Raw genomic sequence first — 25,443 nt, 5'->3', positions numbered from 1 at the left:
ACAAGAGCAAGTGCACTCTCCGCCAACACAAGCGGAACTAATCATTCTAGATTCGGCCGCAATTCCGGGCAGACACCCGACATTCCACACGAGCAGGGGCCGCATTCCTCGTAACCAGAGGCCGCTCGAACAGGAGAGGACACCGATGAGCCAGAATCCGACTGGCCCGCGCGATCAGGCGGTGGGCCACCAGCCAGAGAACCGGCGCAAGCTGATTCCGGATTCGGGACAGGGGACGGACACACCACGGGGACCGGTGGTGATCAGCTCCGAACCTGTGTCGTGGAGACTCGTTGTCCCGGACGACAGGGTTGTGCTGTTTTCCGGAGACCTCTGCTACAGGAGCACCGACCCTTACGCCGTGCGCATCACCTTCCGCGTGGACGACGACACGCTGGACTGGGTCTTCGCCCGCACGCTGCTCATCGGCGGGCTGCTCGAGCCGGTCGGTGCCGGCGATGTGGAGATCAGCCCCTCCCGCCACAACGGCGTGGACACCGTACAGATCACTCTGAAAGCTCACCATGTGTACGCCGTGCTGGAGGCCCCGGCCCGGATGATCGCCGCTTTCCTCAAGCGGACGTGCCGAGCCGTGCCCCTTGGTACGGAACACCGCCACCTCGACCTCGACCAACTCGCGTGTCGCCTCGTCCAGGACCTCGGCTGACCGGCCCGTCTCCCGCCACCCCGTTGCTTGTCACAGAAAGGATCGTCATGGACTGGCGTTTCAAGGCAGCATGCCGTGAGGAGGACCCTGAGTTGTTCTTTCCCATTGGCAACTCCGGTCCGGCGCTGCTGCAGATCGAGGAAGCCAAGGCTCTGTGCCGTATCTGCCCCGTGCTGGAGAAGTGTGGGCAGTGGGCGCTCGATTCCGGCCAGGACGCCGGCGTGTGGGGTGGCTTGAGCGAGGAGGAACGTCGTGCGATGAAGCGCCGCGCCGCCCGCAACCGATCTCGACAAGCGCGCAGCTGACTCCGCAACGCCGTTCGCAGCCCCGCGACGGCGTTCGAAGCCCCGGCCGCAACAAGCGGACCCTCTCGGCGGGGCGGCCGACCCGCCCCGCCGAGAGGGTCATCCACGGCCTCCTCACCACGGTCGCGCTGGCGCGCGGCCACCGCACGTCCCTGCCGGAAGCGGCCGGACAGCGGCGGGCTCATTCTGGATCTACGCCACGGCCGGGTTCGTCGTGCTTCTCCCCATCACTGTGATCGTCTGGGCGGAGTCCAGCCGATGTGGGGCCCCTGTCGGGATGGCCAAGGGCGGATCGTCTCGCGCACCGTAGCTCCTCCCACCCTGTGCTGGAAGCCGTGGGTCAATTCCGGTATGAGAAACGGCAATTCATTGAGTGCGGGAGCCTGGGAAAGAACGTCCTTCACCGCCGGCTGAGAAAGAGGACGACTGTCGTGTGCCCGGCGTTCGGGTGACCGGAAAATCGCCGACCAGATGGCTTACTTTTCCCGTACGGGAGGCGACCGGCACACCGCCGCATCCGGTGAACGGTCGCTCCGCGCGATCACCGCGCTGCTGTAAGTCCGACGGAGTCAGCATGACCGTCCACGTGTCCACGGAGTCAGTACCGGTCCGCGACCGCGCCTCTTCGCCGACGCGTTGATGCAGGCGTATTTCCGCCATGCCCTCAGCTTCCCGCAGTGGCCGACGTTCATGCTGCCCAGGCGGGCGCTGCCGGTGCCGGACCGCGATCTTCACCGCCTCGCCGGGACGCACTTGCGCGGTGACGCGGGACTGGGCAGATGTCGCCCAGCGGGTGCTGTTTCTGCAGATCCGGTCCTGGGCGCAGGCTCTTCCAGAGCCAGGGCACCACAACGGGCCGGTGAATCCTGCGCCGCAGGCTCGAGGAATGCCGCCGCGAGTGGCGTGCGCTCACCACTGGATGACTCCCGGAGACAGCTCACATGGTGGACCACCCCTTTTTCGCGCCTGCGTCATCACGTATCACACTGACAATGACAAGAAAGGGATGGCGTGCGTCATAAGACCTGCGGCGTCCGATACGGGAAGACGGAATCACGAAATCCATGATCAGCATTCCTGCCGATGGCGCCTCCAGGCATATCGGATACATGGAGCTCTTCACCGTGGACGGCTCCGACGGCCGGCCCGCCGGAGGCTCGTGTGACATCGGGCGCGGCGCGGCGGAACTCGTGGTCGCCCTGCAGTACCGGGGGTCGGGGACGATCAGCCGAGGCGATGGCGAGGTCACCCTCAGGGCAGGAGACTTCGTGATCTTCGAGGCGGTGCGTCCGTTCGACGTGCGCTCCGAAGGGCACGTCGTCTGCTTCGTCGTGCCGCGTCATGCCCTGGGACTGAGCAGCCCCGAACTGCGATGCCTGACGCGTGAGACCGTCCGTGGCGACCAGGGGCTGGGCGCGCTGGTTTCGTGCTTCCTTTCCGAACTCGCCGCCGAGGGAGCCCACTGGGTGCCCGAGGTCGGCGAGCGGCTTGCGGGCAAGGCAATGGATCTCCTTGCCAGCCTGTTCGCCGAGCGGCTCACACACCACCAGGACGGCGGCGCCGAGAGCGACGCCCCTTTGGCCCTGCCCGGACGGATCAAGTCCTTCATCACGGAGAACCTCGCCGACCCGGACCTGACGCCGGAATCGATCGCCCGCGCCCACCACATCTCCGTGCGCTATCTGCACAAGCTCTTCCAGGACGAAGAACTGACCGTGGCCCGTTTGATCCAACGGTGCCGCCTGGAGAAGTGCCGTGAGGAACTCGGCCGTGGCGGGCGATCCGGTCCGGGCGTGTCGGTGGTCGCACAGCGCTGGGGCTTCTCCCACCCCACCCAGTTCACCCGGGCCTTCCGGGCGGCCTACGGCATGTCCCCGAGCACATGGCAGGCGAGGGCTCACGACGCCGACGCGACGGGCTGAACCCGCGCCGCAATCCGGTTGCTGTGTGGTACGGCGTAGCTGACGCGTTTGCTTATTGATCTTGGTTGTGGCCTGGTGTTGCTCAGCTGTACTGGGCGGTGTGTTTATTTCGTGGGTGAGGCTTGTGCGTGAAGTTTCCCCGTGATCTTGGACACTCAATGTCTACGCCGCGAGGGCGTGCTGATGCCGCTGCCTGGTCTCGGCTGGGGTGAGGTAGCCGAAGACCTTGTGCTTGCGCAGGCGGCGGCGGTTGTAGAAGGTCTCGATGACCCTGTTGCCCAATTGACCTCACGCTGCGAGGTCAAGGGCTGCCAGTCGGGAGATACGCGTGCGTGCGAGGGGGGTTTCGTTCCACCAGGCGTCGAGGCGGATCAAGTTGATGGCGGTTGCTGTGAGAATGTGCGCGAGCCGCGTCTTGGCCAGGCCGATGTAGCGGGTCCGGCGGGCGCCGGCGGTCGCGACGGCCTGGTGGATGGTGCCTTCCACGCCGGCGCGGGCCGCGTAGCGGTCCTTCCACTCGTCGGTGGACTGCTCCGCTCGGACGCGTTCCAACACCGCGTCCTGTTCCTGGGGCCGGACAGTCAGCTGCCGCCCGTACTGGGTTGATCTGGTGCACTGATCGCGCACCGGGCAGGGCGCGCAGGTGGCGGTCGCGAAGCGGATGCGGATCGCGTCCCGGCCGTTGTTGTCCACTCCCTCCGTCCAATACCTGCTGGTGGCGCCGGTCGGGCAAAGTGCGTGCTTGGCCTGCCAGTTGATGGTGAAGGCGGACTTGCCGAAGCCTCCGCCCGATGCCGACTGCCGGGTGTTGTTGGACCAGACTGGGCCGACGACGCAGACGCCACGGGTGGTCGGCGCGGTGAGCAGCAGCTCGGCCGAGGTGTAGCCAGCGTCCAGGAGATGCTCCCCTGGTAAGAGACCCTTGCTGGTGAGTCGGTCGTGGACCTCCTCGACGACCATCGCGTCGTTGACCGTGGCGTCGGTCGTGACAACGTGGGTGATCAAGTGCGGGCGCTTCGACGCCCCAGGGTCGTCACAGCTCTCACTGAGATGGATCTTGTAGTCGCGGCCGATCAGGTCCGGGGCCGGCCGGGCCCTCTTGTCCGCGCGTGTCAGCGAGCGCCGCTTGCGGCGGGTGACACCGCGGATGTCGCGTTCCCGCATCACTCGGGCGATGCGCTTGCGGTTCACCCGCCGCCCCAGACGCCGCAGTTCGGCGTGGATCCGCGGGACGCCGTAGGTTTTGCGGGAGGCGATGTGCAGCACGGTGATCTCGTGCGCGAGCGCGTCGGCGGCCATCTGGCGGACCCGGCGGGCGGCTTCGCCGTCACGCCAGGCGTAGTAGGAGGAGCGGGCGACTTTCATCGCCCGGCACAGCAGGGTGATGGGGTAGTTGGCCTTCTCCGCGTGGATGAATCGGTACAAGTCGCCCACCGGTTGCTCTCCTTGGGTCCGTCGATGAATTAGTGGTGCGTGTCGTGTCAACTCGTCGCCGATGTCGCGTTCATGACGTATCTGGCGAGTTCGCAGGGGTCGATGAGGCGGACCGGAAGCGGCTCGCTGTGGTGGCCGTGCCGCTGGAGCAGGGGCCGCGCCTGCTGGATGAGGGCGCGCATCTGGTTCTCGCCGATGCGGAAGAGGTGGGCGATCAACGAGGCGGGCAGGCATCGCTGGTCCAGGACGGCGGCCCAGATGATGGTGAGGCCGGTCAGCACGGGGTGGGTGGCCAGGGAAGCGTCGAAGGTGTGGGCTGCGCGAGGGTGGGAACGGCGTCCGGGTGGCTGCAGCGGCACCGCCGGGACGCCGGGCTGCGGCGGGATGGTGTAGTTCCACTCGCCGTGGAAGTCATCGGGGTTGACCTTCAGCGCGGCGGCGTGCTGGGCGTCGATCTCGATGCCGGTGGGGTAGCTGTCCTCGTCCAGTTGTGCGGTCACGCGCAGCCCGGTCGCGGTGGTGGTGGAGGCGATCAGGTTCAGGGCCACCTCGATGCTGGTCAGCGGGCGGGCCCGCCAGTTCATGGAGATGAAGGAGAACAGCCGGTGTTGACTGGGCGTCGCGCTCCGGGTGGCTGCTGCCTGCCAGGACCTTGGCGTTGCCGCGCAAGCTGAACCCGGCTTCCTTCAGGAGTGCGGCGACGGTGTCGCGCCCCACCGCCCTGCCCTGGGCAGCGAGTTCGCCTGCCAGGCGCCGCAGCGACTTGGTCGTCCACACCAGCGGCCCTATCGGATCGCCTTGCGTGCTGTCCTCGACCAGGGCCAGCAGCGCGGCGCGCAGTCCCGGGTCCTTCTCGGCTGCGGGCGGGCGACCGCCGCCGGGCCGGCGTACCCGGCCGTCGGGTTCGTCCCCCGCCTCCAGCTCGGCCAGTCCCCGGCCGACGCGGCCCTTCGAGACGCCGGCAGCCCGCGCCACGGCGGCGATCCCGCCATGACCGAGCTGTACGCGCCTCAGCTGCGTACAGCAACCGGCGCTGACGCTCGTCCAGATGCGGCGTCACCGCTTCCAGCTTCGCCCGCAACGGACCGATCAACCCATCAAAACGCCCCATACCACATCAACGAACCCAAGTCCCGGAAGCAACCAATTGATTTCCGACGGACCCAGAGTGGATTCGATGGTGACCCATGATCCCGGCGACCACCGCGCGCAACCGTTCCCATCCGTCTGGTGCCCTGCCGGGGACTCGAACCTGCGCAGAGGCACGACTCCCCCGGCGGCCCCACATTCAGAGTGAGACAGTCGTCGTCACGACCAATGATGCGCCCCTGCCCGGCGTCGATCCGGCTTCCCATGTTTTGCGGCTCCCGCCAGGGACTCGAACCTGCGGCCAAGCGTCCCAGGCTACCGGCTCAGGCGGACAACCGCCTGAATCACGAGCTCCCCGCTCCCGGCCGACGGCGTTCCCTGTCCCCAGTCCCCCGCCGGGGACTCGAATTCGCGCAGCACTCCCTCGGCACCCTGACGGACGAGCCAAGTCACGCCCCGCCAGCCGCTCCCCCATTTCACAACCGTTGCACAATCACGCGGGAACCCTCTGCGACAGCGTGGCGGCCACTCCCGCCTTCTCCGGGATCACCTCCCCGCCACCACACCTGTTCGGTCCGGCAGCACTGCTGCCGGCCCACCGACCCCCTCAGCCCACGGCGCCACTTCAAGGACAACCCCCCTAGAGAACGCTTGTGTTCACAAAGGCCGACTCGCTATCGTCCCGATTAGTGAACGCACACGTTCACTACTTCGTCTCTGGGGGAAATTTCGTGACGCACGATCAGATACAGACGCAGCCACCCGTGCCCGCGCCACCGGGTCCGGCCTCACGCCCGTCACACCCGGGCATCGCACTCACGGTCATCGCTGCGTGCCAGCTGATGGTGGTGCTCGATGCCACGATCGTCAACATCGCCCTGCCCGACATCCAGACCGCGCTGAACTTCTCCACGACCAACCTGACGTGGGTGGTCAGCGCCTACACCCTCACCTTCGGCGGCCTCCTGCTGCTCGGCGGGCGAGCCGGGGACATCCTCGGGCGCCGCAGGGTCTTCATCGTCGGCATCCTGCTGTTCACCTTCGCCTCGCTGCTCGGCGGATTCGCCCAGGAACCCTGGCAGTTGCTGGCCGCACGCGTCCTGCAGGGAATGGGCGGCGCGATCGCATCACCCACCTCGCTCGCGCTCATCACCACCACGTTCCCCGAAGGCCCCGAGCGCAACCGGGCATTCGGTATCTTCGCGGCCGTCTCCGCGGGCGGTGGCGCCATCGGACTCCTGGCCGGCGGACTGCTCACCGACTGGTTCGACTGGCGCTGGGTGCTCTTCGTCAACGTACCTATCGGCATCCTCATCGCGGCACTCGCACCGCGCTACATCAACGAGTCCGAGCGCCACCCCGGCCGCTTCGACCTGACCGGCGCGCTCACCTCGACGCTCGGCATGGTCGCGCTGGTCTATGGGTTCATCAGGGCGGCATCCGACGGCTGGCGGGACTCGCTGACGCTCGGCGCGTTCGGCACGGCCGTGGTACTGCTCGCCGCCTTCATGTACGTCGAGAGCCGCGCCAGGGAACCGATCACCCCCCTGCGGATGTTCGCCGACCGCAACCGCTCGGGCACGTACGTGATCATGATCAGCCTCGCGGCGGCGATGTTCGGCATGTTCTTCTACATCGTGCTCTTCGTGCAGAACGTGCTGGGCTACTCCCCCATCCGCGCCGGCCTGGCGTTCCTGCCCGTCACCGTGGTCATCGCGCTGGGTGCGGGGATATCGCAGCGGCTGCTGCCGGTGCTCGGCCCCAAGCCGTTCCTGATGACCGGAACCACTCTCGTCGCCATCGGCCTGGCCTGGCAGTCTTTGGTCGACTCGGGCAGCTCGTACGCCGGCGGGGTGCTCGGCCCGATGCTGGTCTTCGGCTTCGGCATGGGGCTCAACTTCGTCACCCTCACCGTGACCGCGGTATCCGGCGTCGCCCCGCGCGAGGCGGGCGCGGCCTCCGCCCTTCTCAATACGACACAGCAGGTGGGCGGTGCACTCGGTCTGTCCATCCTCACCACCGTCTTCGGCTCGGCCAGCCGCGACGAGGCGACCAAGCAAGTCGCGTCGTTCATGGCCCAGGCCACGCCCGAGCAGAAGGCCGCGTTCGCCAAGTCCCACCAGTTGCCCGCCCCGTGGAGCGACGAAGTCCTGGCCCAGGGGATCTCCACGGCCTTCATACCGGCCACCGCCATGGCCGTCCTCGCGTTCGTCGTCGCTGCGGTCGTCGTACGGGTCCGCAAGAGCGACTTGGAAGCCCTCAGCGGCGCGGGCGGCGCCCCGGCCGTGTAACCCCGCGCGTCCCCCGATCACGGCGTCCGTAACCGATCGCCCGCCCGCCACGGGTACGTCGGCCCTACGGACGCCGTGCGATGCCCCCAGGCGGCTCCCGTCGTCACGCCGCGGCCCGAATTCGGAACCTGATAACGCCCGTTGGAACGCCACCGGACGCGACGATTGTGAACATCGCGCTCCCGCACATCCAATACGCTCTCAAGTTCAGCACCACCGACCTCACCTGGGTCGTCAGCGCCTACACGCTCACCTTCGGCGGCCTGCTGCTTCTCGGCGGCCGGGCCGGCGACATCCTCGGACGCCGCCGGGTCTTCCTGACCGGCATCCTGCTCTTCACCTTCGCCTCGCTGCTCGGCGGATTCGCCCAGGAGCCCTGGCAGTTGCTGGCCGCACGTGTGCTCCAGGGTGTGGGTGGCGCGATCGCGTCGCCCACTTCGCTGGCGCTCATCACCACCACGTTCCCCGAAGGCCCGGAGCGGAACCGGGCGTTCGGCGTCTTCGCCGCGGTCTCCGCGGGTGGCGGCGCCATCGGCCTGCTCGCGGGCGGCATACTCACCGAGTGGCTGGACTGGCGCTGGGTGCTCTTCGTCAACGTGCCCATCGGCGTGCTGATCGCCGTACTCACACCGCTGTACATCAGCGAGTCCGAACGGCACTCCGGCCGCTTCGACATCGCGGGCGCGCTGACCTCGACGGCGGGCATGGCGTCCCTCGTCTACGGCTTCATCCGCGCGGCGGACGAGGGCTGGCGGGACAGCCTGACCATCGGCTCCTTCGGCGCAGCGGTGGTTCTGCTGCTGGCCTTCGCGTTCATCGAGTCCCGGGCCGAGGAGCCGATCACCCCGCTGCGGATGTTCGCCGACCGTAACCGCTCGGGCACGTACGTGATCATGCTGAGCCTGGCCGCGGCGATGTTCGGAATGTTCTTCTACATCGTGCTCTTCGTGCAGAACGTGCTGGATGGCCTGACCTGGCTGGGCCCGCGTGGGGTCGCGGATGACCGGACCGCCTCCGAGAGAACGACGGCGAGGACGGTGGCCCGGTCATCCGCACGACCCCCCATACCGCGGCCGCCACGGCCGTCAGCAGAACGAGAGCCACACTCAGAACCGACTGCATGACCACCCCCTGCGCCCCGCGCGTGTCCCCTGCCTGTGCGAACCCGTGCGTCGCACAGCATCTGCCAGGACAACGCACGCACGGTCACACAGAGTTCCCGTCATGCACAGAGAGTTTCCGGAAACTGTCCGCCCCTGGGAGCGGCGCTACCCCGGAGTCGGTACCCACTCCGGGATTGCCTCCGTCTGCTCGGCCCACCCTGCGGGCGGCGCCCCCGCCTTCCCGGCGGCGATCACCCCGCCCACGATGGCGCAGGTGGTGTCCACGTCGCCCCCGACCTGGGCGGTCGTCCAGAAGGCCTGCTCGTAGTCGCCGAGGGCCCGTGCGGCCGACCACAGCGTGAACGGCACGGTGTCATGGGCCGTCGTACGCCGCCCGCAGCCGAGCACGGCTGCGACGGTGCTCGCGTCGGCGTAGTCCAGCATGTCCCTGGCGCGTCGCAGGCCCGCCCCGACTGCGCTCTTCGGAATGAGGGCGACGACGCCGTCGAGGAGTGCTCCCGGGCTGGGGGGACCGCTGGGCGTGCCGGCCAGCGCGGCGGCCGCGGCGACGGCCATGGCTCCGACAACGGCCTCACGGTGCTGGTGTGTGGGGTAGGCGGAGATCTCCGCCTGGTGGGTGGCTTGCTCCGGGTCGTCGGCGTACCAGGCGCCCAGTGGTGCGATCCGCATCGCGGCGCCGTTGCCCCAGGACCCCTGTCCGTTGAAGAGCGCGGCAGCGAGCTCGCGCCAGTCTCCGCCCTCCCGGACCAACCGGAGCAGCCGGTTGACCGCAGGGCCGTAGCCGCGGTCGAAGTCGTGGTGATCGGCGAACGAGTGGGCCAGGGCGTCCTGGTCGATACGGCGGTGTGCGGCCAGGACGGCGACCATGGAGCAGGCCATTTCCGTGTCGTCCGTCCACTGCCAGGGGCCGGGCGGCAGCTCGCGGCGCTTCAGCAGCGGGTAGTTCGCCGGCACGAAGAACTGCGAGCCCAGCGCGTCTCCCACCGCGAGTCCGCGCAGGCTGGCCAGGGCCCGGTCCAGGCGCCCGTCGGGGGAGGAGTCAGCGGTCATCGCCCTGCCACTCTATCCGGTGATCCCGTACGGTTCCGGATCTCGCCAGCGGTCGAAAGGCCGGTCAAGTGCGTACTTGCCGTCGTCCCCGAGAACGAGCATCCGCATCTCCGCGTTCCCCGGGTTCGACAGCGACTCGAACTCCGCGACCGTCCAGTGGAACCAGCGCATGCAGAACAGCCGCATGGCCAGTCCGTGGGTGACGAGCAGCACGTTCGGCGGGTGGTCGGGCGCCTCGAAGCTGCGGTACAGGCTCTCCAGGAAACCGCCGACCCGGTCGTAGACGTCGGCGCCGGACTCGCCCTGGGCGAAGCGGTAGAAGAAGTGTCCGTACGCGTCCCGGTAGGCCTTCTGGAGACGTACGTCGTCGCGGTCCTGCCAGTTTCCCCAGTCCTGCTCGCGCAGCCGGGGTTCTTCGCGTACCCGTATGAGCTCGGGGTCCAGGTGGAAGGCCCGGAGCGTCTCGTGCGTACGGCGATAAGGGGAGACGTACACGCTGACCCGCTCGCGGCCGAACACCTCGCGCAGGCGTTTGCCGGTCTCCTCCGCCTGCCGCCAGCCCCGCTCGGTCAGCGCCAGTGCGTGGTCGGGTTTGCGCTCGTACACGCTGTCATCAACATTGCCCGTTGACTCGCCGTGCCGGACAAGGACGATGCGCCGTGGTCGTGCCATGCCAAAACCCTAGATCGAGTGACGCCCGATCGAGCACTCGTACAGGCTCCATACAGCATAGGTCACACCGTTTCTGCACCACGGGCCACTCCAGGACGCATGTTTAACGGGTCTGGAAATCAAACTATCCAGGTCGACTCCAGTTCGACGATGTCGCCCGTGAGGGCTGCGATGTCCGCCTCGGTCTGGGCGCGCAGGGCCAGTCGCTCCACGCGTTCCGCGCGGTACTTACCGTGTTCGGCGGCCGACCGCCACATCGACAGCACCAGGAACTCGTTGCCCGGCGCCTCGCCGAACACTCCGCGGATCATGCCGGGCGAGCCGGCCATCGCGGGATTCCAGACCTTCTCCTGCATCAGCATGAAGTGCTCGGCGCGCTCCTCGTGGACACGGCAGTGGGCAACCCGCACCAGGTCGGCGTCGGTGAACCGCGGTTCGAAGCCGGTCTTCACGTCGAAGCGGTAGTCGAACAGTTTGGCCTGGGCGTCCTTGAACGTGCCCGACTGGGCCGCCGCCAGCCGGTCGTGCGAGCGGGCCATGAACGAGTCGTAGAAGGCACGGCTCTCCCAGAAGGCGAAGATGTGCGCCACGCCAGGCCGCCCCCGGCTCCAACCACCCCCCTGTCCCCGAAAACCCGGCTCCCCCAGAAGCCCCGCCCACTTTCGCTGCCCCCGCTCGAAACCGCGGCGGTCCACCACGGTGCAGCGAATCCACTTGACCAGCACCGCGCCATGGTAAGGCCACGGAGCGTGGCGCCGGTCACTCTCGCAGACGGTGCTCGCCCACACATGCCCCCGCTCGCGTGGCAGGATGGACAACCAGGCCTGGCTGTGCGGCAGTTCGGGCTGCAGGGACACGGGGCTCGGGGAAGGGGAAGTCTGGTGAACGGCCTGAACAAGGGCATCCAGAAGGTCGAGATCTCGCTCAAGTGGGACCCGAGTCCGGCAGGGCAGCCGCCCACCGATCTGGACCTCGTCGCCGCCACCTATCTGGCGGACGACCCGTACGGTGATCCCGCGTTCGTGGTGCACTTCGACAGCCGCTCTCCCGACGGCACGATCTATCTCAACCGGGACAGCAAGGACGGCAAGGGTTTCGGCTGGGACGAGGTCATGACGGTCGAGCTCAACCGGCTCGACAGCCGGTACGCGCGCGTGGTGGTCGGCGTCATCATCCAACAGCGCTCCGGGCGCCGCACGTTCGTCAGCGTGGTCAACCCGGGCCTGCGCATCCGCGAGGGGTACACGGTCCTGACGGAGGACGACTTCGGCGGTGTCCTCGGGTCGACGGCGGCGACGGTCGCGGAGTTCGTGCGTGACGGCTCCTCGTGGGACTTCAACCCGGGTATCCACGGCTTCGAGGACGATCCCGAAACCTTCACTGCGATCATGGGCAAGACACACCAGCCCTGACTCTCGAGCACAGCGGACAGCGAGAAGGGGCGCCGGCACATGCCCGGCGCCCCTTCTCGCTGCGTCACCAACCTACTGGCGGAGAGCACTTATTCCTGGTGTGCACTATTCCACGGCCTCCAGCTGATCGGTCCCGACCACCCGGGAGCTGCGCCGTCGCTCCTGCCGTGCCCGGCCTCTCCCAAAAAGGGTCGCCCGCAACGGCATTCCGGCCTGTTGAATGGCAGTCCGGACCTTCAAGACATGCGGTAACGGAGGAGCCATGGGCGAGACCGAGAACACGCGACTGATGCAGCGCATCTTCGCCGGGCTGGCGGAAGGGGACGGCCGACCTCTCGCCGAGAGCCTCGCCGACGACTTCAGCTGGACGATTATCGGCACGACAAAATGGTCTGGGACCTACGAGGGCAGACAGACTGTCCTCAATGATCTGTTTCGGCCGCTGCTCGCCCAGTTCGCAGACACATACACGAACACTCCACAACGTTTCATCGCCGCCGGCGATTACGTCGTCGTGGAGTGCAAAGGTCACGCCACAACCACAGATGGGAAGCCCTATCACAACACGTACTGCTGGGTCTGTCACATCGAAGATGGAAAACTGCAAGCACTGACCGAGTACTGCGATACCGACCTGATAGCAAGAACCCTCGGGGCGCCGGGCGACATGAAGCGTCGATAACCACGACAGCCGAGTGGGGAGCCGGCATTGCGCCGACTCCCCACCTCTGGCAGTGACTTCACGCCTGAAGGGCGCTCATATTCAGCTGCAGCCGCTGGTCGAGCCGCAGCCTTCGCAGATGTAGCAGGAGCCGGCCCGCTGCATCTTCGTACCGCAGGAGAAGCAGAGCGGGGCGTCGGCCTGGATGCCCAGCTGCATCTCCACCAGTTCGGCGCTGGTGTGGGCCTGCTTCGGGACGGGCGTGGCCGCCTCGACCTCGGCCTTCGGAGTGGCGACGGCCTTCAGCTCCTGGGCGCGCGGCGCCGACTGGGCCAGGCCCTCGACGTCGACCTCGTCCTCGTTGGGCTCGTACGAACCCGTCTCCAGGTGGCGCTGGCGCTCCTCGGCGGAGTGGATGCCGAGCGCGGAGCGCGTCTCGAAGGGCAGGAAGTCGAGCGCCAGGCGGCGGAAGATGTAGTCGACGATCGACTGGGCCATCCGCACGTCCGGGTCGTCCGTCATACCGGCCGGCTCGAAGCGCATGTTGGTGAACTTGGAGACGTACGTCTCCAGCGGCACGCCGTACTGCAGACCCACCGAGACGGCGATCGAGAAGGCGTCCATCATGCCCGCGAGGGTGGAGCCCTGCTTGGACATCTTCAGGAAGACCTCGCCGAGACCGTCGTCCGGGTAGGAGTTGGCGGTCATGTAGCCCTCGGCGCCGCCGACCGTGAAGGACGTCGTGATGCCGGGACGGCCCTTGGGGAGGCGCTTGCGGACCGGGCGGTACTCGACGACCTTCTCGACCGTCTCACGGATGGTGGCCTCGGCCTTCTCCGTGATCTCGGTCTTCTCCTTCTCCTTGGTCTTCGCGGAGAGCGGCTGGCCGACCTTGCAGTTGTCGCGGTAGATGGCGAGCGCCTTGACACCCATCTTCCAGGCCTCGAAGTAGACCTCTTCGACGTCCTCGACGGTCGCCGTCTCCGGCAGGTTGACCGTCTTGGAGAGCGCGCCGGAGATCCACGGCTGGATCGCGGCCATCATGCGGACGTGGCCCATCGCGGAGATGGAGCGTTCGCCCATGGCGCAGTCGAAGACCTCGTAGTGCTCGTGCTTGAGGCCGGGGGCGTCGATCACATTGCCGTGGTCTGCGATGTGCGCGACGATCGCCTCGATCTGCTCCTCCTGGTAGCCCAGGCGGCGCAGGGCCTGCGGAACAGTGCCGTTGACGATCTGCATCGAGCCGCCGCCGACCAGCTTCTTGAACTTGACCAGGGCGAGGTCGGGCTCGAGGCCGGTGGTGTCGCAGGACATCGCCAGACCGATGGTGCCGGTCGGGGCGATGACGGACGCCTGGGAGTTACGGAAACCGTTCTTCTCACCGAGGCGCAGCACGTCCTGCCAGGCCTCCGTGGCGGCGGCCCAGATCGGCGTGTCCAGGTCGTCGATGCGGACGGCCGTGGTGTTGGCGTCGGAGTGCTGCTTCATGACACGCAGGTGCGGCTGCGCGTTGCGGGCGTAGCCGTCGTACGCGCCGACGACCGCGGCGAGTTCGGCGGAACGCTTGTACGACGTGCCGGTCATCAGGGAGGTGATGGCACCGGCGAGGGCGCGGCCGCCGTCCGAGTCGTACGCGTGTCCGGTCGCCATCAGCAGGGCGCCGAGGTTGGCGTATCCGATGCCGAGCTGGCGGAACGCGCGCGTGTTCTCGCCGATCTTCTGGGTCGGGAAGTCCGCGAAGCAGATGGAGATGTCCATCGCGGTGATGACGAGTTCGACGACCTTGGCGAAACGGTCGGCCTCGAAGGACTGGCTGCCCTTGCCGTCGTCCTTGAGGAACTTCATCAGGTTCAGCGAGGCGAGGTTGCAGGACGTGTTGTCCAGGTGCATGTACTCGCTGCAGGGGTTCGAGCCGTTGATACGGCCGGACTCCGGGCAGGTGTGCCAGTGGTTGATGGTGTCGTCGTACTGAATGCCCGGGTCGGCGCAGGCCCAGGCGGCCTCGGCCATCTTGCGGAAGAGCTGCTTGGCGTCGACCTCCTCGATGACCTCGCCGGTCATACGGGACGTCAGGCCGAACTTGCCGCCCGACTCCACGGCCTTCATGAACGTGTCGTTCACGCGGACCGAGTTGTTGGCGTTCTGGTACTGGACGGACGTGATGTCGTCGCCGCCCAGGTCCATGTCGAAGCCCGCGTCACGCAGGGCGCGGATCTTCTCCTCTTCCTTGACCTTGGTCTCGATGAAGTCCTCGATGTCGGGGTGGTCGACGTCGAGGATGACCATCTTGGCGGCGCGGCGGGTGGCGCCACCGGACTTGATGGTGCCGGCCGAGGCGTCGGCGCCGCGCATGAAGGAGACCGGACCGGAGGCGTTTCCGCCGGAGGACAGCAGCTCCTTGGAGGAGCGGATGCGGGAGAGGTTCAGGCCGGCACCGGAGCCGCCCTTGAAGATCATGCCCTCTTCCTTGTACCAGTCGAGGATCGACTCCATGGAGTCGTCGACGGACAGGATGAAGCAGGCGGAGACCTGCTGCGGCTGGGGCGTGCCGACGTTGAACCACACCGGGGAGTTGAAGCTGAAGACCTGGTGCAGGAGGGCGTATGCCAGCTCGTGCTCGAAGATCTCGGCGTCGGCGGGCGAGGCGAAGTACTTGTAGTCCTCACCGGCCTTCCGGTACGTCTTCACGATGCGATCGATCAGCTGCTTGAGGCCGGTCTCGCGCTGCGGGGTGCCGACGGCACCGCGGAAGTACTTGCTGGTGACGATGTTGACCGCGTTCACCGACCAGAAGTCGGGGAACTCGACGCCGCGCTGCTCGAAGTTGACCGAGCCGTCGCGCCAGTTGGTCATGACGACGTCACGGCGCTCCCAGGCCACCTCGTCATACGGGTGCACGCCAGGGGTGGTGTGGATGCGCTCGATACGCAGGCCCTTGGTCGCCTTGGTGCCCTTGGCGCGGGAACTCCGTGCCGGACCGCTCGCCGTCTCTGTCATGCCGCCTCCCTGTACGGGCTAAAACGCCCTGAAGTGCCCCGATGTTCCCGTGGCACGGTGTTCTGTCTGGTGCTGTGGACACACCTCTCGCTGCCCACAACAGGTCTTGTTTCGCCGCTGCCAGGCCGGTTCCGGAGTCTCCGTCCGGGGCCGGCCCGCCCTCAGTCGGCGGCGCCTGCGGGCTCGGGGACCTGTCCAGTCCCTCCGGACCCGCGATCGTCTTCCTGGCTCCCCGCGCCGTTGTCCTCGCGGTCGTCGTCGTCCGCGGCGTGGCGCGTCGCCTGCCTGAGTTCCGCGATCGCGGCCTCGAAGTCCTCGAGCGAGTCGAACGCCCGGTAGACGGAGGCGAATCGCAGATAGGCGACGAGGTCGAGCTCCTGCAACGGGCCGAGTATGGCCAGCCCCACGTCGTGGGTGGTCAGCTCGGCGCTTCCGGTGGCCCGCACCGCCTCCTCGACCCGCTGGCCGAGCTGGGCGAGCGCGTCCTCGGTGACCGGCCGTCCCTGGCATGCCTTGCGCACGCCGTTGATGACCTTGGTACGGCTGAAAGGCTCGGTGACTCCGGACCGCTTCACCACCATGAGCGAGCACGTCTCCACGGTCGTGAAACGACGGGAGCAGTCAGGGCACTGGCGGCGCCTGCGGATCGACGTGCCGTCGTCGGTCGTACGGCTGTCGACGACACGGCTGTCGGGGTGCCTGCAGAAGGGGCAGTGCATGAAATCCCAACCCTCCTCACAGCAGACTCAATAGTCTCGCTGAGCCCCATGGGCCCCTCGAAGCAGCCCCAAGCATAGGCGATCGCCGAGGGTCCGAAGACCGGGGGGACCACAACTTCTGGGCTGCTGCCGCAATCCAACCACTACATGTGGGGATTGGCTCATACATACAGGCCATACACGCGTGTCGCGCCTGGAGCGGTACACGCCATGCGCCCGAACCGCCGCAGGCCACGCGCGCGTGCACGGACGTATCGCTGCGGCACATACGGAGATACCGTGAGCGCCGCAAGGAGGGGGCGTAGGACTCCCGCGCAGATGGGGGCCGGGTCCCGGCTGCCGGGATGCCGGATGGCAGACTGAGGCAACAACCCACAAGGTCGTCACCCCGGCGGTGAAGGGCACAACAATGGGCCCTTTTGTCGGCCAGGCACCGCGTTAGCCATACACCCAGACACATGATCGCGGCGAGCAATCCGCAATTTTTCACTCGAACGTGTGTTTGGCGCAACCTTTCGAAAGCAACTACCGTTGTGCAGCAGGGAGACCATCGAGAGGGGCCGACGTGACCACCACCGCAGACAGTGCCACCATCACTGCCCAGGACCGCTCCCAGGGCCGACTCGAGCCGGTGCATGCGATGAACGAAGCCGCGAATCCCGAGGGGCACAAGCGCTCCCTGCCGGGCCGACCTCCGGGCATCCGCGCGGACAGCTCAGGACTCACCGACCGGCAGCGCCGGGTGATCGAGGTGATCAGGGACTCAGTGCAACGGCGCGGCTACCCGCCGTCGATGCGGGAGATCGGCCAAGCGGTCGGCCTCTCCAGCACCTCCTCGGTCGCACACCAGCTGATGGCACTGGAGCGCAAGGGCTTCCTCCGCCGCGACCCGCACCGCCCGCGCGCCTACGAAGTGCGCGGTTCCGACCAGGCATCCTCCGCGCAGCCCACGGACACCGCCGGCAAGCCCGCCGCGTCGTACGTCCCGCTGGTGGGACGCATCGCCGCCGGTGGCCCGATCCTCGCCGAGGAGTCGGTCGAGGACGTCTTTCCTCTCCCCCGGCAGCTGGTCGGCGACGGCGAGCTGTTCGTGCTGAAGGTCGTAGGCGACTCGATGATCGAGGCCGCCATCTGCGACGGCGACTGGGTCACGGTCCGCCGTCAGCCCGTCGCCGAGAACGGCGACATCGTGGCGGCCATGCTCGACGGCGAGGCCACCGTGAAGCGCTTCAAGCGTGAGGACGGCCATGTCTGGCTCCTCCCGCACAACTCGGCGTACGAGCCGATCCCCGGCGACGACGCGACCATCCTGGGCAAGGTGGTGGCAGTGCTGCGGCGCGTGTGACGGCTGCGGCGGGCAGGACGATCGGACCTGCCCCCTGACCGGGCCCCGGGACCCCTGCGCCGGTTCCGGGGCCCTGTGCTGTGCGGGCCCCGACGACCGTGGGCCTCGGATTGTGGGCCGGTATGCCGCGATGTCGCGGCATACCGGCCCACAATCATCACGCCTCCTGAACTTCAGCCTGCTTCGCCACCGCGTCGATCGCGGCCAGTGATTTCCGGACCTGGTTGCGGTCCGTCGTGTACCAGAAGTCGGGCAGCGACGCCTTCAGATAGCTCCCGTACCGGGCCGTGGCCAGCCGCTGGTCCAGTACGGCCACCACGCCGCGATCCCCCGACGCCCGTACGAGACGGCCGGCACCCTGGGCCATGAGCAGCGCGGCGTGGGTGGCGGCGACCGACATGAAGCCGTTGCCGCCGGCGTCCTCCACCGCCTTCTGGCGGGCACTCATCAGCGGGTCGTCCGGTCGCGGGAACGGGATCTTGTCCATGACGACCAACTGGCAGCTGGCGCCGGGGACGTCCACGCCCTGCCACAGCGACAGCGTGCCGAAGAGGCAGGTCTTCGGATCGGCCGCGAAGTTCTTGATCAGCTCACCGAGGGTCTCCTCGCCCTGCAGGAGGATCGGGAACTCGGGGATGCGGGAGCGGAGCTCCTCGGCGGCGAGTTGGGCGCCCCGCATCGAGGAGAACAGGCCGAGCGTGCGGCCGCCGGCCGCCTGGATCAGATCGGTCAGCTCGTCGAGCATGTCGGTGCGGTCGCCGTCCCGCGCGGGTCGGGACAGGTGCTTGGCGACGTACAGGATGCCCTGCTTGGGGTAGTCGAACGGCGAGCCGACGTCGACGCCCTTCCACTGCGGGATGTCGTCGCCCGCCGTTCCCTCCGGGGCGAGCCCCAGGGAGGCGCCGACGCCGTTGAAGTCCCCACCCAGCTTCAGCGTTGCGGAGGTCAGGACGACGGAGCGGTCCGCGAACAGCTTCTCCCGCAGCAGGCCCGACACCGACATGGGGGCAACGCGCAGGGAGGCTCCGAAGCGGTCGTGCCGTTCGTACCAGACGACGTCCCATTCGGAGCCGTTGGTGATCCGCTCCGCCACGTCGTGGACGGTCTCGACCGAGGCCAGTGCCTGCTTACGGACCGCGTCCTCGTCCTGGACGGACTTGTCGCGGGTCGCGCCGATCGCGGAGATCACGGTGCGACAGGCGTCACGCAGAGCCATCAGCGCATAGCCGAGGTCTTCCGGGATCTCCTCCAGACGGCCCGGCAGGGCCAGCTCCATCAGCCGCTCGAAGCCCTCGGCGGCGGTCTGGAGCTGGTCGGCGGCCTTCTCGTTGACGAGCTTCGCGGCACGGCGCACCGCGCGGTTGACCTGGCCGGGAGTGAGCTCGCCCGTGGCGACGCCGGTGACCCGGGAGACCAGTTCGTGTGCCTCGTCGACGATCAGTACTTCGTGCTGCGGCAGGACCGGGGCGCCTTCGATGGCGTCGATCGCGAGCAGCGCATGGTTGGTGACGACGACCTCGGAGAGCTTGGCGCGCTCCCGTGCCATCTCGGCGAAGCACTCGGCGCCGTACGCGCACTTCGAGGCGCCCAGGCACTCCCTCGACGACACCGACACCTGGGCCCAGGCCCGGTCGGAGATGCCCGGGGTGAGGTCGTCGCGGTCGCCGGTCTCGGTCTCGTCCGCCCAGTCACGCACACGCAGCAGGTCCTGGCCCAGCTTGCTGGTGGGAGCGGCCGCCTCGAACTGGTCGAAGAGGCCCTCCTCCTCGTCCTGCGGGACGCCCTCGTTCAGGCGGTGCAGACACAGGTAGTTCGACCTGCCCTTGAGCATGGCGAACTCCGGGCGGCGGCGCAGCAGCGGGTGCAGCGCGTCGACCGTGCGCGGCAGGTCCCGCTCCACGAGCTGGCGCTGCAGGGCGAGGGTGGCGGTCGCCACGACGACACGTTCCCCGTGCGCGAGCGCGGGCACGAGGTAGCCCAGCGACTTGCCGGTGCCGGTGCCGGCCTGGACCAGCAGATGGGAACCGTCGTCGATCGCCTCCGCGACGGCTTCGGCCATGGTCACCTGGCCGGGGCGCTCCGCACCGCCGACGGCAGTGACAGCAGCATGCAGGAGTTCGGGGAGTGAGGGCTTCGTCATAGCGCGACCACCCTACGGCCCGGCACTGACAAACGGGTGATCACGGTGTGGGCGAGGGGCGGGATCAAGACCTGGGGTTCCTCGGGTGGGGATCGGATCGGGACGGGTGGTGGCTGGGTGATGTCACGGGGGTGCGGAATCTGTCGGATCTTGTGCAGGAGTGGATCGAGTGGGGTGAGGGTGGGCGGACCCTGGGTCGAGTCAGGACCGTTCCCGGTCGGGGCGGAGATCGGCCGGCGGGAAATCCGTGCCGAGTGAGTGGGAACCGAGTCGCGGCGAGCGGTGTACCAAAAGTGATGACGTTGTGGCACGGCGTTACAGCAGATCGCGCAGGGAGCGGTCTCTGACCATCAGGGCGGCTCGCTTGTCGGGCAGGTCGGCCTCGGCGGAGAACCGGAAACCGGCGCTCAGGAAGGCGGCGATGGAGGGGGTGTTGCGAAGGTCGGGTTCGGCGACGACGCGAGCGCAGGCGGACCGCTTGTCGAAAGCCAGGTCGGCGACGGCTCCCAGGAGTGCGCTGCCGAGTCCTCGCCCACGGTCTGCGACACCGCCGATGAGGAGGTGGATTCCGGTGTCATGAGGTCGAGCGGGATAGTGACGGGCCAACGGATCGAGGTCAGCCCGGTAGATCTCCCAATAGCTCATCGGCGTGCCCTCCAGCACGCCGAGACACGGGACGCTGCGTCCGTCGCCGGTGAGCTGGGCGCGCAGATGCTCCTCGGTCGCGGTCTGGGGTCCGGCCAACTCCCAGAACGCTGCGACGGCGGGGTCGTTCATCCAGCGGCCGATCAGCGGAAGGTCCCGGTCGATGCGTACGGGCACAAGGTGGAACACGCCGACGGACGTGGAGGTCGGCCCCCAGTCGGCGACGTGGTCGAGTAGATCGTCACCGGTCGGCCTGACGGCGGCAGGCAGGGCGGTGCCTGCACCGTGGCGCTGCTCCCCGCCGCCGGCCTCTTCCGCCTCGAGGACCGCGAGGAGTTCGTCGGGCAGGCGCAGATCCAGCGTGTCCGTGCTGTCTGCGCCCGCGCCGGAACCGGCGACAGGGGCGGTACCGGCACCGGCACCGGCGTCGATGGGAGGCACGGGGATGCTCCTCTCAGAAGGCTGAGCGGGTCATGTTCCTCGGAGGTGAAGGGAGTTGGTGATGGACAGTCGTGCGGTCAGGAGTGCAGGGGGTTGGCGATGGTGACGTAGACAGATTGGTTGTCGACCGGGCCGACGAGTTCGTCGAGGCCGTGTAGCCGGGTCAGCAGGTTGGCCTTGCAGCGCAGGACGGGTGAGTCGAGCAGGTGGGCGGGCAGCGAGGTGCGCAGCCGGGCGGGACCGGTGGCCACGTCGCCGAGGAAACGGCGGAAGGCTGCGAGCAGTAGCGGTTCGTCGGCTAGGCGCTGGGAGCCGAACGCGCCGATGAGGCCGAGCACGTTGTTGATCGCGAGGTAGTAGGCGAAACGCTCGTCGGTGATCTCGTCGGTGACGAAGGTGTCGCTGTGGGCGCCGATGCCGGGCAGCCTGGCGTCGAGTTCCGCGCGCCGGGACTCGCGGAAGTAGTAGCCCTGGTTGTCGCGGTAGCGGCCGCCGGCGGGCCAGCCGTCGCCGTCCAGCAGGAGAAGCGTGTTCTGCTGGTGGGCCTCCAGAGCGATTCCCGCCTCCGCGTCCAGCCACAGCACGGGCCGGACGACCTGTTCGAGGTACCGCAGGAACCACTCGGCGGCAACGGCCCCTCGGGGTCGGCCGGTTCGGGCAGCGAGACGCGTGACGATCTCTGCCAGGCGGGACCGCACGACGGGCCGGTCCGCCTGAGGACGGCCCGTGGCGCTGTCGAGCTGTGCGTGCGGTCCTGACGATGCGTGCGGTCGGGGCGAGACGAGTCCGGCGATGCAGGACACGTCGTCGGTGGAGCGGAATGGATTGTGCCGGATCATCACGTCGAGTCCGGGCACGGGGACGCCGTCCGGCCCGTCGACGGCCAGCCAGGCAGGGTCGCGGACGATGTCGAACCCCGGGTGCGCGGCCTGCCATCGCTGGGACAGCCCCGTGCGCAGCAGGCGGTGGACCTCGACGCCGCGGTGCAGTTCTTTGCGGAGGTTCTCACGACGGGAGTTGGTGATGCGGAGGCCCAGGGACAGCTTGAGCATGGCGGGGGCGCCGGGTCTGTGGACGGTTCGTACGGAGGAGGTGGGGTGCCACGGAGCGCCATGTGCGCCGAGGTCCCGGAGCAGTCCGGCGTGGGTCAGGGCCGCGGTCTCGGGGCGGTGCAGGACCTCACGGACCTGCCAGGGATGCAGGGGCAGTGCCGCGTACCCCGTGGGCAACGGCAGCTGGGCTCCGGCGAGTTGGGCCATGAGCCGTGCTGCGGCGACGAGACGGCCACGCTCGGTCCAAGCCGAGTCGGTGGCGAGTACGGAAGGAGCGACAGCCATCCAGTGCAAGGGGAAGAAGCCTCGCAACTCGGGTGAGTACAGCCGCGCTTCGGCTTCGGAGAGACCCTCTCGGCTCTTCGGGGTCGGGTGCAGTGGATGTCCGAGTACGAGTGCCTGCTCGGCGGCGAGGAAGAGGTCGGCGCCATCGGCGGGGTGTTCCCGACGCTCGCTGATGAACGTGACAGTTCGCCGGGCGGAGTCGGCGACGCGGGCGACGAGGTCGGTGCCGGCGGCGATCGCGGGGATGGTGGTGGACATGTCGGTTGTGGTCGCTCCCCCGGGCGTCTCCCTGGTGAGCAGCGCCGCGAGGGTGACCGCGTCGAGCGGTGGGGATTGGTCGGGGGCGTCGGCCAGGTACGGGAGGCCGAAGCGGTGCCACCCCGTCGTGGACCAGTAGTGGACCGGCGCGAGCAGGGCCGTGCCGCTGGTGGGCAGCGGGATGCGGAGGAGGCCCTTGTCAGGAGCCGGGAGGTTGGTCTCGCGTACCCAGCAGCGGAGCAGGTTCTCCGAAGCGGCGGCCTGGGCCGCGGTGTGGGGGTCGGGATGCTCCATGAGGTCGACGGTGACGCCGCGCAGCCACTTGGCGTCCTGGGCCCCACCCGGCGCGGGGGTCCCTCGCTGCGCCGGCGTCTCTCGCTGCGCAGGGGCGTCTACAGATGGCACGGCGCCTCCTCGCTCAGGCGTCACCGGGGCTGACGGCGCCGTAGGACCTCCTCGCGCCGGCGCGCCTCCTCGTCGCGGCACACGGTCCTGGCCCGGAGCGTTGGCCTGCGGCAGGACCGGAGCGTTTGCCTGCGGCAGGGGGTGTCCCAGTGCCCGGGAAGCCGATGCGGTTGTCGACGCGGGCTGCTCCCGCGGGAAGAAGTGCGGGTCGGAGGAGTTCGGCGCGAGGGTCGGGGCGTGCCCCTCGGGTGCGGGGGTGCTGGTCAAGGCTGGTCCTAGTGGGGGTGGTTCTGGCTCGTGCGGTGACGGGCCGGGAATTCTGCGGTGCGGTCGGGCGCAGGAGTTCGGGGTGTTTCGGGTGCCGAGTGGCCCGGTCAAGGTGGGCGTCAAATGGGGGGGGAGGGGTCCGGTGAGGGTGCGGGGTTGGTGGGGAGTTGGTCGCTGTTCGGGAGCTGGTCGGTTGGCGAGAGTCGCCGTGGCGGTGCGGACGTGTGGGCGGATGTACGCGCCCTCGTCGGCCGGCGAGTCACACCGCCCGTTCGGCGTGGTCGCCGTGCCATGGGTGTGGCTGGTGCGACTGATCAGGCGCGGTGCGGCCTCGGGCGACCGCCGCCACCGCGTCGGCCAGCCGGTCCAGCACCGCGGCCGCTTGCTCGTCGCTGATCGTCAGTGGCGGGAGGAGCCGTACGACGCTGGAGTGGCGGCCGCCGAGTTCGACGATCAGGCCACGCCGCAGGCACTCCCGCTGGATGGCGGCGGCGAGTTCAGGGGCAGCGGGACGAGGGCAGCGGGCGGCATCCGGTACCCACGCCGACCCCACACCGTCTCCGGCGGAGCCCAGGCCTGCCGCGAGGTCGGGGCCACCGCCGGCCTGGTCGAGCCCGACCCCGGCGCTTGCCCAACCCCAGCCACCGTCCGAACCGGCCGTGGTGCCGATCCGACCCCTGTCACCATCCGGACCAGCCGACGCGTGCGCGCAATCCCCGCCATCGTCCAAACCAGCCGGGGTGCCGACCCGACCCCTGTCACCATCCGGACCAGCCGACGCCTGCCCCCAACCCCCGCCACCCGCCGAACGGCCCGAGGCACGCGCCCGACTCCCACCCCCCTCCGACTCGGCCCAAGCACCCGCGACAGGCCCGTCGCCCCAGACCGACCCTCCGCTCGCCTCCGGATCCACCACCTCGAGGCCGACCATCAGTCCCCGACCGCGCACATCCCCGATGCACGCGAACTCGGTTGCCAGCCCCTGGAGCTGGTCCAGCATTCGGGCGCCGAGTTCGGCCGCGCGCCCGGCGAGGCCGTTCTCGCGGACGTAGGCAAGTGTTGCCGTGCCCGCGGCCATGGCGAGTTGGTTGCCGCGGAACGTTCCGGCGTGGGCGCCCGGTTCCCAGGCGTCGAGGTCGTCGCGGTAGACGACCACGGCGAGGGGGAGGCTGCCGCCGATGGCCTTCGACAGGACCATCACATCGGGGGTGACGCCGCTGTGCCCCACCGCCCAGAAGGCGCCGGTGCGTCCGACGCCCGTCTGGACCTCGTCGGCGATCAGCGGGATGTTCCGGTCGGCCGTGATCTGCCGCATGCGCCGCATCCAGGCGTCCGGCGCGGGAATCACCCCGCCCTCGCCCTGGACGGGTTCGAGGATCATCCCGGCGGGGCTCGGCACGCCCGACTTGGGGTCGTCGAGGACGGACTCGGTCCAGCGGGCGGCGAGTTCGGCACCGCGTTCGCCGCCGACGCCGAACGGGCAGCGGTAGTCCCGGGGATAGGGGAGGCGCGCGACCCGTACGTCGCAGGCGCCTCCGGAGGCCTCCAGCGCTCCAGCGGTCATCCCGTGGTAGGCGCCGGTGAAGGCGAGCATGCCGGTGCGTCCGGTCGCCGCGCGTACGAGCTTGAAGGCGGCCTCGACGGCGTCGGTGCCGGCCGGTCCGCAGAACTGCACGCGCGCGTGGTCGGCGAGTCCGGGCGGCAGGGTGCCGAACAGCTCGGTGACGAACGCATCCTTGACGGGCGTCGCCAGGTCGAGGACGTGCAGCGGCGCGCCCGAGTCGAGAACCTTGCGGATGGCCTCCAGAACCACGGGGTGGTTGTGTCCGAGCGCCAGAGTCCCCGCACCGGACAGGCAGTCCAGGTAGCGGCGGCCGTCCGCGCCCTCGATGGTCAGCCCGCGCGCCCGCACCGGCACGATCGGCAGGGCACGCGCGTAGGTGCGCGCCGCCGACTCGCGCGCCGACTGGCGCCGCAGAATCCCCTCCTGCACGGCACGCGCCCCCGCGGACGCCCCCGCCGGTTCGGGCATTCCCCCACGCACAGACTCGGTCACGGTCACGGCTCCCTGTCCTCCCGCTGTCCAGGGGCGAGCAGGTCTCTCGCGTCCTCGCCCGACCCGACATACGAAACCCCACGAGCCTTCACTCGAAGCTCTGGGGAACTGGGCACTGGGGGCCGCACATCGACAGTAGGCCCCCCACCGCTACCAACCCCACACTGCTCACCGGGTTACGGGTTGCCTCAAGATCCTTGCCGTGC

18 protein-coding genes and 2 pseudogenes are annotated in these 25,443 nt (G+C 68.7%); 8 read left to right on the top strand and 12 right to left on the bottom strand.

Annotation, left to right across the window (positions count from 1 at the left end; translation table 11 throughout):
* Nucleotides 1-145: 145 nt before the first annotated feature.
* From AQJ91_RS57480 to AQJ91_RS29660, 3 genes are all read left to right on the top strand, one after another.
* Nucleotides 146-667, top strand: coding sequence for an SsgA family sporulation/cell division regulator (locus tag AQJ91_RS57480; RefSeq protein WP_079085262.1), 522 nt, complete (start codon nucleotides 146-148; stop codon nucleotides 665-667).
* 47 nt (nucleotides 668-714) lie between these two features.
* On the top strand, nucleotides 715-972 hold the full coding sequence (locus tag AQJ91_RS29665) for a WhiB family transcriptional regulator (RefSeq protein WP_067027631.1): 258 nt from the start codon (nucleotides 715-717) through the stop codon (nucleotides 970-972).
* Between the two features lie 1,064 nt (nucleotides 973-2,036).
* Nucleotides 2,037-2,894, top strand: coding sequence for a helix-turn-helix domain-containing protein (locus AQJ91_RS29660; RefSeq protein WP_067027629.1), 858 nt, complete (start codon nucleotides 2,037-2,039; stop codon nucleotides 2,892-2,894).
* 288 nt (nucleotides 2,895-3,182) lie between these two features.
* On the opposite strand, the gene AQJ91_RS29655 is transcribed toward AQJ91_RS29660, so the two are convergent.
* The 3 genes and pseudogenes from AQJ91_RS29655 to AQJ91_RS50195 form a co-directional block, all read right to left on the bottom strand.
* Nucleotides 3,183-4,328: a transposase gene (locus AQJ91_RS29655; RefSeq protein WP_067027627.1), complete on the bottom strand. Its 1,146-nt coding sequence runs from the start codon at nucleotides 4,326-4,328 to the stop codon at nucleotides 3,183-3,185.
* A gap of 47 nt (nucleotides 4,329-4,375) precedes the next feature.
* Nucleotides 4,376-4,912: an ISAzo13-like element transposase-related protein gene (locus AQJ91_RS58420; protein WP_067027624.1), complete on the bottom strand. Its 537-nt coding sequence runs from the start codon at nucleotides 4,910-4,912 to the stop codon at nucleotides 4,376-4,378.
* A gap of 28 nt (nucleotides 4,913-4,940) precedes the next feature.
* Nucleotides 4,941-5,439, bottom strand: a pseudogene (locus AQJ91_RS50195) (ISAzo13-like element transposase-related protein); the annotation flags it as partial.
* 742 nt (nucleotides 5,440-6,181) lie between these two features.
* Here AQJ91_RS50195 and AQJ91_RS29645 point away from each other — a divergent pair.
* Nucleotides 6,182-7,708: an MFS transporter gene (locus AQJ91_RS29645; protein ID WP_267891246.1), complete on the top strand. Its 1,527-nt coding sequence runs from the start codon at nucleotides 6,182-6,184 to the stop codon at nucleotides 7,706-7,708.
* 80 nt (nucleotides 7,709-7,788) lie between these two features.
* Nucleotides 7,789-8,673 (top strand): annotated as a pseudogene (locus AQJ91_RS29640) (MFS transporter); the annotation flags it as partial.
* Between the two features lie 303 nt (nucleotides 8,674-8,976).
* Here the strand turns inward: AQJ91_RS29640 and AQJ91_RS29635 are convergent.
* The 3 genes from AQJ91_RS29635 to AQJ91_RS29625 form a co-directional block, all read right to left on the bottom strand.
* The gene (locus tag AQJ91_RS29635) at nucleotides 8,977-9,882 is read right to left on the bottom strand and encodes an ADP-ribosylglycohydrolase family protein (protein WP_067027622.1); all 906 of its coding nucleotides are present in this window, start codon (nucleotides 9,880-9,882) and stop codon (nucleotides 8,977-8,979) included.
* A 12-nt stretch (nucleotides 9,883-9,894) separates the two neighbouring features.
* Complete coding sequence (locus AQJ91_RS29630) at nucleotides 9,895-10,554, bottom strand: histidine phosphatase family protein (RefSeq protein ID WP_067027621.1); 660 nt, start codon at nucleotides 10,552-10,554, stop codon at nucleotides 9,895-9,897.
* Between the two features lie 119 nt (nucleotides 10,555-10,673).
* Nucleotides 10,674-11,279 (bottom strand): YdbC family protein, encoded by a 606-nt coding sequence (locus AQJ91_RS29625; RefSeq protein ID WP_067027800.1) that lies wholly within the window; start codon nucleotides 11,277-11,279, stop codon nucleotides 10,674-10,676.
* Nucleotides 11,280-11,435: 156 nt separating this feature from the next.
* On the opposite strand from AQJ91_RS29625, the gene AQJ91_RS29620 reads away from it, so the two are divergent.
* Nucleotides 11,436-11,966, top strand: a complete 531-nt coding sequence (locus tag AQJ91_RS29620) for a TerD family protein (RefSeq protein ID WP_067027619.1) — start codon at nucleotides 11,436-11,438, stop codon at nucleotides 11,964-11,966.
* Between the two features lie 262 nt (nucleotides 11,967-12,228).
* The gene (locus AQJ91_RS29615; RefSeq protein WP_067027617.1) at nucleotides 12,229-12,648 is read left to right on the top strand and encodes a nuclear transport factor 2 family protein; all 420 of its coding nucleotides are present in this window, start codon (nucleotides 12,229-12,231) and stop codon (nucleotides 12,646-12,648) included.
* Between the two features lie 81 nt (nucleotides 12,649-12,729).
* Here the strand turns inward: AQJ91_RS29615 and AQJ91_RS29610 are convergent, their stop codons facing one another.
* The gene (locus AQJ91_RS29610; RefSeq protein ID WP_067027615.1) at nucleotides 12,730-15,624 is read right to left on the bottom strand and encodes a vitamin B12-dependent ribonucleotide reductase; all 2,895 of its coding nucleotides are present in this window, start codon (nucleotides 15,622-15,624) and stop codon (nucleotides 12,730-12,732) included.
* A gap of 161 nt (nucleotides 15,625-15,785) precedes the next feature.
* Entirely contained in the window at nucleotides 15,786-16,343 is a 558-nt protein-coding gene (gene nrdR, locus AQJ91_RS29605) for a transcriptional regulator NrdR (RefSeq protein ID WP_067027613.1), read from the bottom strand.
* Nucleotides 16,344-16,908: 565 nt separating this feature from the next.
* On the opposite strand from nrdR, the gene lexA reads away from it, so the two are divergent.
* Nucleotides 16,909-17,688, top strand: coding sequence for a transcriptional repressor LexA (lexA, locus tag AQJ91_RS29600; RefSeq protein ID WP_030931706.1), 780 nt, complete (start codon nucleotides 16,909-16,911; stop codon nucleotides 17,686-17,688).
* Between the two features lie 157 nt (nucleotides 17,689-17,845).
* Here the strand turns inward: lexA and AQJ91_RS29595 are convergent, their stop codons facing one another.
* The 4 genes from AQJ91_RS29595 to AQJ91_RS29580 form a co-directional block, all read right to left on the bottom strand.
* Nucleotides 17,846-19,828, bottom strand: coding sequence for an ATP-dependent DNA helicase (locus AQJ91_RS29595; RefSeq protein ID WP_067027612.1), 1,983 nt, complete (start codon nucleotides 19,826-19,828; stop codon nucleotides 17,846-17,848).
* A gap of 315 nt (nucleotides 19,829-20,143) precedes the next feature.
* Complete coding sequence (locus tag AQJ91_RS29590) at nucleotides 20,144-20,914, bottom strand: GNAT family N-acetyltransferase (RefSeq protein ID WP_067027610.1); 771 nt, start codon at nucleotides 20,912-20,914, stop codon at nucleotides 20,144-20,146.
* A gap of 77 nt (nucleotides 20,915-20,991) precedes the next feature.
* On the bottom strand, nucleotides 20,992-22,803 hold the full coding sequence (locus AQJ91_RS29585) for an IucA/IucC family protein (RefSeq protein ID WP_199848058.1): 1,812 nt from the start codon (nucleotides 22,801-22,803) through the stop codon (nucleotides 20,992-20,994).
* Between the two features lie 637 nt (nucleotides 22,804-23,440).
* Complete coding sequence (locus tag AQJ91_RS29580) at nucleotides 23,441-25,213, bottom strand: diaminobutyrate--2-oxoglutarate transaminase family protein (RefSeq protein ID WP_234383068.1); 1,773 nt, start codon at nucleotides 25,211-25,213, stop codon at nucleotides 23,441-23,443.
* Between the last annotated feature and the right edge of the window lie 230 nt (nucleotides 25,214-25,443).

Origin of the sequence: Streptomyces dysideae (genome assembly GCF_001514305.1) — a bacterium.
GTDB classification, from domain to species: Bacteria; Actinomycetota; Actinomycetes; order Streptomycetales; family Streptomycetaceae; genus Streptomyces; species Streptomyces dysideae.
Note: the sequence above shows the minus strand (reverse complement) of the source record. Positions and strands in the feature narration are given on the sequence as shown.